The following is a 7,508-nucleotide window of genomic DNA, read 5'->3' as shown; positions in this document are numbered from 1 at the left end:
GGTGCTCACGCCCCAGGTCGTCAGCACCCAGGAGCGGTAGGTCGCGACCTTGAGCAGGAACGTCAGGAACACGGCGCCGACGGTGCCGAGCGCGACGCCCTGCAGCACCATCTTGAACTCGTCGAAGGCGTTGACGAGCCGCCTTGAGTCGTAGAGGCCGACGCTGGCGAACAGCGCGAGCCAGGTGAGGATGGCGAGGCCGTTGAACATGCTGACGGTACCGAGCGGATGCAGAAGCTCGGCGTGGACCAGGGTCTGCTGGATCCCCTCGGCCGCCACCAGGCCGAGGACGAGCGCGCCCACGTCGCCGAGGAGCCGCGACCAGAGCAGCAGCCGGCGCGCGCTGTCGGAGGCAGCGCGCGCCGGGACCGCCGGTGGTGCGAGGTGGAGCTGGTGCTCACGGACTGCCATGCGGTGCTGGCCCTCCAGCAGTCGGGTGACGGGGTAGTGAGATAGGCCGCGGGCTAGATGAACCGGCGGCTGCGGCGGCGCTTGATGCCCAGGAGTACGAGGCCGCCGGCGATGATCAGGGCGAGGCCGGCTCCGAGCCCGGGCAGGATGTTGGTCCGCTGGGACGGGAGGCCGGTCGCGTTCGTGGGCAGGAGCTGGTCCGCCGCCACGACGCGGACGGTGGCAGCGCCGTCGACCCGGCCGTTGCAGCGGGCGACGATGCGGTAGGTCCCCGCCGGCGTGCCGCTTGGGATCGTCGCGTTGGCGCTGTAGACGCCACCCTGGCGCACGGGCGCGGCGAGGACGAGCCGCTGGTCGTCCAGCGACGCGTCGGCGGTGCCGTTGTCGCAGCTCGGCGCGGAGATGGCGACGGTCCTGCCGGCGGTGACGGTCGACCGGGAGACCGCCACCGTGCTGCTGCGCGCGTCCGCGGCCGGGTACTTGGCCCGCACGGTGATCGTGACCGGGCCGAACGTCTGGCCCTTGCAGCTCGCGGTGACCTGGTGGCGTCCGACGGCCAGGCGCTTGGACAGCTTCACCCGCTTGGAGAAGTCGCCCTCGCGGTCGGCGGGCGTCGACCCGATCCGCGAGAAGCTGTCGAGGAAGAAGTTCACCTTGCTCTTGGGCAGGCAGCCCGTCCCCGAGATCCTGATGGTGCCGCCGGCCTCGACCGTCGTCGGCGACACCGAGAAGGCCGGGTCCCGGACGATCGTCACCTTCCCGGTTCCGGCCAGCTTGCTGCCGCACTCGGCGCGCACCGCGCGCGCCCCCGGGGCGTTGGGCACTCTGCCCTTCGACGAGAACCTGCGGTTCCGGCCGGCCCTCGTCTGGACGATGACCTTGCCGGCCACCTCGATAGTGACGTTGCGGGAGCTGTTCCTCGGGCACCTGCCGGCGACGCTGACCTTGTCGCCGACGTGGACCACGCCTGGTGAGACCTTGAGCGACGGAGCCGCGTCCGCGGGGCCGCCGAAGAGCGTCAACACGACTGCGACGCCAAGCGCTGGGAGCGCCTTGCGCATGCACTTCCTCCTTTGATCGGGACTTGCCCCCGGAGCGCGCCGGACGCAGGTCGCGTCCGTTCGCCTTCCGATCGCTGCGGTGCTGTGCCAACGGCTCGGCAACCTAACCGAGGGCGCCCCGTTTCAACAAGACGAAATTCTTTAATAGCTCGATCGGGTCAAGATGCTAGCCAGGGCGGTTGCTGTGCTTGTGGGAGGGTTGTCGTGGCGCCGCGCGGGGAGCAGGCCCGACCAGGCACCGCCTGGCCGGCGGACTCGGGGGCCGCCGGCCAGGCGCGGTACGGCGGAGCCTGCGGGGCGTGCTACCGCACCACCTGGGCCCCGCGGCGCCGCTTGATGCGCAGGAGCGTCAGCGCACCGGCGACGATCAGCGCGACGCCGGCCGCCAGGCCGGGCACGATGTTCGCGTGGGTCGACGGAAGGCTGGTCGCCTGGGCCGGGAGCGCCTGGGCGGCCGGCGTGACGCGCACAGTCGCGACCCCGGCGACCCGGCCGTCGCAGCGGGCGGCCAGCGTGTAGGTGCCGGCGGGCGTGCCCTTCGGGATCGTCGTGCTGAACAGGCCGCCGGAGCGGGCCGGGGACGCGAGCACGAGCTTGGTGTCGTTCAGCGCGGCGTCCGCCGTGCCGGTCGGGCATGGCGTGGTCACCAGGGACACCGTCGTGCCGGCGGCGACGGTCGACCGCGAGACCGCGAGCGTGCTCGAGCGCCCGTCCGTCCCCGGGTACTCCTCCACCACGCGGATCTTGGCCGAGCCGACCACCTTGCCGTTGCAGACGGCGGTGATGGTGTGCTTGCCGAGGGAGGTCTTCCTCGGGATCTTGGCGGTGTCGTGGAAGCTCCCGTCCCTCCTTGACGACGTCTTCGCTCCGATCTTCCTGCCGTCCAGGTAGAAGATGACCTTGGACCCGGGCTTGCAGCCGCCGCCCGAGATCGTTACCACGCCACCGCGCTCGACCCGGCGGGGGATGACGGAGAACTTGACCGGTGCGCGGCCGAGGACGGTGATGTCTTTGTCGCCGCAGGTCTCCCTGCCGCGCATGGCGCGGACCTCGCGCCTGCCTGGCTTCACGTCCGGGACGGTGCCCTCGCCGGAGAACCGGCCCTTCCTGTCCGCCCGCACCTTGACGACGTGCTTGCCGGCCAGCGTGATCTCGACGGTGCCGCCCCTGTGCGACGGGCAGCGCCCGGAGACGGAGATCTCGTCGCCCGGGCGGACCTTGCTGGGCTTGACCTGCAGCGGCGGGTCCGCGAAAGCGGGCGCGCCGATCATCGTCAGACCGACTGCGATGGCGACTGCGGAAAGGACCTTCCGCATGTGGTTCCTCCTTGTGGTCGGTGCTGCCCCCCCAGCGCGCCCGCAGCCGAAGGCTCCGGACGTGCCTGTCGATCGCCGGGGATCGCCTTCCCGGCGGGTCAGGAACGTACGGGGGCCTGTGGACCCAGACAAGGACGAAAGTTGTGAATGGCTCGATGGGGCCATGAGGCCAGTCCGGGCGGGGGACAGGCGACGAGCGGCGGCCCACACGACGGCTACCGCACCGGCACGAGCTCGAAGGACAGCGTCTGCTCCCGGTCGAGCGGGCCGGACCAGGCGGCCGCCTGACCGTTCAGCTGGAACCCGGCCGGCAAGTCACCGAAGCGCCAGCCGGGCGGCGGGGTCACCGAGACCTGGGCCTGGTCGGGCCAGGCGGTCGCCTGGGGGCGGAGCAGGAGCCGGTAGCGCAGGTGGTCGCGGTCGACGATCTCGACCGCCTCGCGGCGGGTCAGGTTGTAGCTGACCGTGGCCGTGCTGCGGGCGGGCACGTCGACCGCCTGGGAGAGGGCGAGGCCGCCCAGCTCGGCCTCGGCCTCGGCGCGGGCTGGCTGGCCGTTGACGGTGGCCGAGGCGAAGCCGTACGCGCCAGCGACGTACAGCGTCTGCAGCTGGTTGTTCTCACCGGCCCGGAAGCGCGCGTCGTAGGGGCCGAGGATGTAGCGGGGGAGTCCCGTCGAGGGGCCGGTGTTGCGCAGGGTGACCGACGCGACCGCCCTGGCGCCGCCGTCGGGCAGGAGCTTCACCCGGTAGCTGATGCTGCGGCGCAGGAACGCGTCCATCTTGTTCCCGCCGGTGTTGACGCTGACCGGCATGAGGTAGTCGCCGCCGTCGCGGGGGGCGGCGGCGCTGCCGGCGACGCCCAGGTCGAGCAGGGCCTGCTGGCCGTCAGGGTCGGTCGAGTAGAGCTGCAGGTGCCGCCCTCGCGCGGCCGTGGCCAGGCCCTTGACCAGCTCGACCGGGCGGGACTGCACGGCCCGCTGGAACGCGAAGAGCGACTGCCTCGCGATCTGCTGCAGGTAGCGCTGCCTGGCCAGGTTGTCGGTCGCGTAGCGGACGTAGGCTTGCACGAGGGTCTCGCGGACGACGTTGGCGCTGTCGAGCTGGGTGCCGCCGACGTTGACGGGGCCTCCGACCCGCAGGATCTCGGCGACGGCCAGCGGGTCGAGGACGATCACCCCGTCGACCCGCTGGCCTGTGACCTGCTGGTAGAGCCGGGTGATGGTCCCGCCGACGGTGGGCAGGTCGGGCGGGATGTTGACAGCCCAGAACGCCGAGCCGACGGGGAACCGGTCGTAGCGCGGAGCGACCCCGGCCGGCAGGTCCACGCCGTTCTTGATCTTCGCGTCCAGCTCACCGTATGGCGCCACGCGGGTCAGCTTGGGCCCGCCGGGGCTGGACTCGAGGATGCCGTACTCGCCGATCAGGCCGCCGGTGCCGCGCAGCTCGGCGGGGTTCTGGAAGGCGAGGAACCAGCGGGCTGTACCGGCCGGGCCGTAGAGGCGGCTGGCTAGCTTGAGGCCCTCGCCGACCTGGAAGGCGGTGCGGCTGGCCGACCCGGCCGCGGTCAGGAACTGGGTGCGGGCGCTGCGGCTGGCGACCAGCGGCTTGGCCCGCCGGACGTCATGGAGCCCCTGGTCGAGCACGCTGTGCAGCCCGAGCAGGGCGGTTGACGCCCGTTCGAGGGTGGCCGCGTTCGGGCCCTGGTGCTCGAGGGGCTCGAGGGTGGTCACGACCTGGCGGGTTGCCTGGACGGTCTCGCCCGCGGTGGCGGCCACGGCTTGGGCCACGCGCACGTCCCGGCCGAGGAACGGCACGAAGCTGAGCAGGCGGACCGGCCCGCCTGCCAGCTCGAGCCGGGCCGTCTCGGCGTCGATGGCGGCCTGGTCGACCAGGGCGAGCCGCTCGGGGAGCGACCCGGCGGCGAAGCCGCTCGCCCGGGCCAGCTTGTCTCGCGAGCTGTTCAGCTCGTGTCTGGCCTCGAGCGTCTGGCCGAGCGCCTTGACGCCGACGGCGCCCGTCCCGGCCAGCGCCAGCAGTCCCAGCACAGCCCACCAACGTCGCGGCATGGCCCCCCCTTGCGCGTGCGCGGCTGGAGCCCGGTCCGGCGGGCCCTCGCGCTCTCTCGAGCGAGCCGTCTGCCTCGTCCGCCTTGCGAGCTTGGAGACGGGAGACTACCGCGTACGCGAGGCTGCCTGCCCCGTCAATGTCCAGTGCTGCCGGGATGCCGGCTACGCGTGCCGGCGGGATGCCGGCTACGCGTGCTGGCGGGATGCCGGCCATGGCGTGCCGGCCGGATGCCGGCCATGGCATGCTGCCAGGATGCCCGCTGCGGCGCGTCCTCGCTGGTCCTGGCCGTGCACCCCCGCCGACGCCGGCTTGCCGGGATGCCGGCTACGGCGTGCTGCCCGGATGCCAACTACGGCGTGCTGTCGCGTAGGAGGCGGGTGACCTCGTCGGAGAGGCGGTCGAGGAACTGGTCGACCTCCTGGATGACGTAGCCGCGCATCGCCCGGGAGAACCGCCAGCTCCGCAGGTTGTCAGCGGTCAGCCGGTGCGGGGTGGGGCGGAAGCCGTGGCCGCGCTCGGCCCGCAGGCGGGTCAGCTCCCGGGCCGCCTCGTTGAGGAACGCGTCGACCTCGCTCATGGTGTAGCCGCGCATCGCGATCGTGAACTGCTTGCGCTGGATCTCCTCGGGCGTGAGTCCGGGCACGGCGGACGGGCGACCGATCATGCTGGACGCGATCCAGCGCTCCTCCCGGTGCAGGCGGGTGAGCTCCTCGGCGAGCCGGTCGAGGAGAGCGTCCACCTCGTGCATGGCATAGCCGCGCATCGCCTTGTTGAAGACCTTGTGCTCGATGGCCAGAGGGGTCAGCCGCGGGGTCGACGGCGCGTACTCGCCGTTGCGCTTGGCCTGCAGCCGGGCCAGCTCCTGCACTGCCTGGTCGAGGAACGTGTCGACCTCGTGCATGGTGTAGCCGCGCATCGCCTTGGTGAACTCGATGGCGTTCAGCTCTTCGGCGGTGAGCCGAGCTTCATCGGCCATGCGTAATGCCTTTCGGGCCGTTCGTCGGAGCTTCGCTCTTCACTCGAAACAAGAGCAAAGAGTCCGTTCCCGCTTTGCAGAGGTCAGTTTCGCGCCATCGCCACCGATAGCGCCAGCGCTGCCCTCTCCCCAGGCATATAACGGTGGTTTGTTGAGTTGGGCTGGTTTGTGGGGAACAATGGGTTGAGGAGCAACGTCGCCAGTGAGGTGGTCGCGATGCCCAACCGGCTGCCCTGCCCACCCGCACCCGGCCCACTCGAGGACTACGCCGCCCAGTTCGACCCCCTGTTCGCCCGGCTCGCCCAACGCCGCGGCTTCCGCGCCTACCTGCAAGGGCTGCTGCTGCCCCGCGACCGCAACAAGACCCTCACCGCGCTGGCCGGCGCCGAGCCGGTCGTCGGCGCCCGGCACCCCGCCGTGCAGGGCCTGCAGTGGTTCCTCACCGAGTCGACCTGGGATGCCGACCAGGTCAACCAGCGTCGGATCGAACTGCTACTGGGCGACCCGGCGACCGCGCCACACGACCAGGGCGTGCTGGTCATCGACGACACCGGCGACCGCAAGGCCGGCACCAAGACCGCCCACGTGGCCCGCCAGTACCTCGGCTCGGTCGGCAAGACCGACAACGGCATCGTGGCGGTCACCAGCCTGTGGGCCGACGAGCGCGTCTACTGGCCGGTCCATACCGTGCCCTACACCCCGGCCTGCCGGCTCCCCAAGGGCAAGCGCGACCCGGCGTTTCGAACCAAGCCGCAGCTGGCCGCCGACCTCGTCGAGGCCGCCCGCGAGGCCCAGATCGGGTTCCGCGCGGTCGTGGCGGACTGCTTCTACGGCGACAACGCCGGCTTCACCGAGGCGCTCGGGGCGGCCACGGTCGCCTACGTGCTGGCGGTCAAGCCCCGCAAAGGGGTGTGGGCGCCGGCTGAGGCGGTGCACACCCCCCGCGAGGCGGCCGCCGAGCTCGCCTGGACCAGCCCCGAGCAGCCCGGGGACTGGACCCCGGTCGTGCGCCGCTTCCGCGACGGCCACACCCAGACCTGGTGGGCGGCCGACGTCCCCCTGCCAGCGGCTGGCTGGGGCCCGGACCGGCGCATCCGCCTCGTCGTGGCGACCACCGACCCGGCGACGCTGCCGAAGCTGACCACCTGGTACCTGGTCACCAACCTGCCCCACCCCCGCCGTCATGGCCGGGCGCGCGCACCGTTCGCGCCGGCCGACCTGGCCGAGGTCGTGCGCCTGTACAGCCTGCGCAACTGGGTCGAACAAAGCTACAAGCAGGTCAAGGGGGAGCTCGGCTGGGCCGACTTCCAGGTCCGCAGTGACCGGGCGATCCGGCGGCACTGGCAGCTGGTCTGCTGCGCGTTCTCGTTCTGCTGGCAGGCCTGGTTCGCCGAGCATCCCCCACCACTGCGACCGCCAGACGAGCAGGCCGCCGATGAGGCGGCCGTGTGGGGGGACAGGACCGGCCAGCACCCCGAGCAGGCCCGCCACGGTGGTGGCCTGGCCGGTGACGCTGCGCCGGGTCCGCGCCTGGTTGACCCCGTGGGTCGTGCTCGGGCGCTGGTGGCGGGCGTGGTCGGGTACGCTCCCGCCGGCCCAGCTCGGGATGCTGCTTGACGCGGTTGGTGCCGGACAGCCGCTGCACCTCTACCTGTGCCCGTAGTCAACAAACTACCG

Annotated in this window: 6 protein-coding genes; 1 reads left to right on the top strand and 5 read right to left on the bottom strand. The window is 72.0% G+C overall.

Annotation, left to right across the window (positions count from 1 at the left end):
* The 5 genes from VG276_00450 to VG276_00430 form a co-directional block, all read right to left on the bottom strand.
* Nucleotides 1-411: hypothetical protein (locus VG276_00450; protein ID HEV8647891.1), on the bottom strand; the 411-nt coding region annotated here is incomplete at its 3' end.
* Nucleotides 412-464: 53 nt separating this feature from the next.
* Nucleotides 465-1,472 (bottom strand): hypothetical protein, encoded by a 1,008-nt coding sequence (locus tag VG276_00445; protein HEV8647890.1) that lies wholly within the window; start codon nucleotides 1,470-1,472, stop codon nucleotides 465-467.
* Nucleotides 1,473-1,774: 302 nt separating this feature from the next.
* Nucleotides 1,775-2,788, bottom strand: coding sequence for a hypothetical protein (locus VG276_00440; protein ID HEV8647889.1), 1,014 nt, complete (start codon nucleotides 2,786-2,788; stop codon nucleotides 1,775-1,777).
* 215 nt (nucleotides 2,789-3,003) lie between these two features.
* Complete coding sequence (locus VG276_00435; GenBank protein ID HEV8647888.1) at nucleotides 3,004-4,854, bottom strand: DUF4012 domain-containing protein; 1,851 nt, start codon at nucleotides 4,852-4,854, stop codon at nucleotides 3,004-3,006.
* A gap of 350 nt (nucleotides 4,855-5,204) precedes the next feature.
* Nucleotides 5,205-5,831 carry a DivIVA domain-containing protein gene (locus VG276_00430; GenBank protein HEV8647887.1) on the bottom strand — a complete coding sequence of 209 codons (627 nt, stop codon included), beginning with the start codon at nucleotides 5,829-5,831 and terminating at the stop codon, nucleotides 5,205-5,207.
* Between the two features lie 216 nt (nucleotides 5,832-6,047).
* Here VG276_00430 and VG276_00425 point away from each other — a divergent pair, with 216 nt between their 5' ends.
* The gene (locus VG276_00425) at nucleotides 6,048-7,448 is read left to right on the top strand and encodes an IS701 family transposase (GenBank protein HEV8647886.1); all 1,401 of its coding nucleotides are present in this window, start codon (nucleotides 6,048-6,050) and stop codon (nucleotides 7,446-7,448) included.
* Nucleotides 7,449-7,508 lie beyond the last annotated feature (60 nt).

This window comes from Actinomycetes bacterium (assembly GCA_036000965.1).
Lineage (GTDB): Bacteria > Actinomycetota > CALGFH01 > CALGFH01 > CALGFH01 > DASYUT01.
The sequence above is the reverse complement of the archived record's forward strand: the minus strand, read 5'-3'. Positions and strand labels throughout refer to the sequence as shown.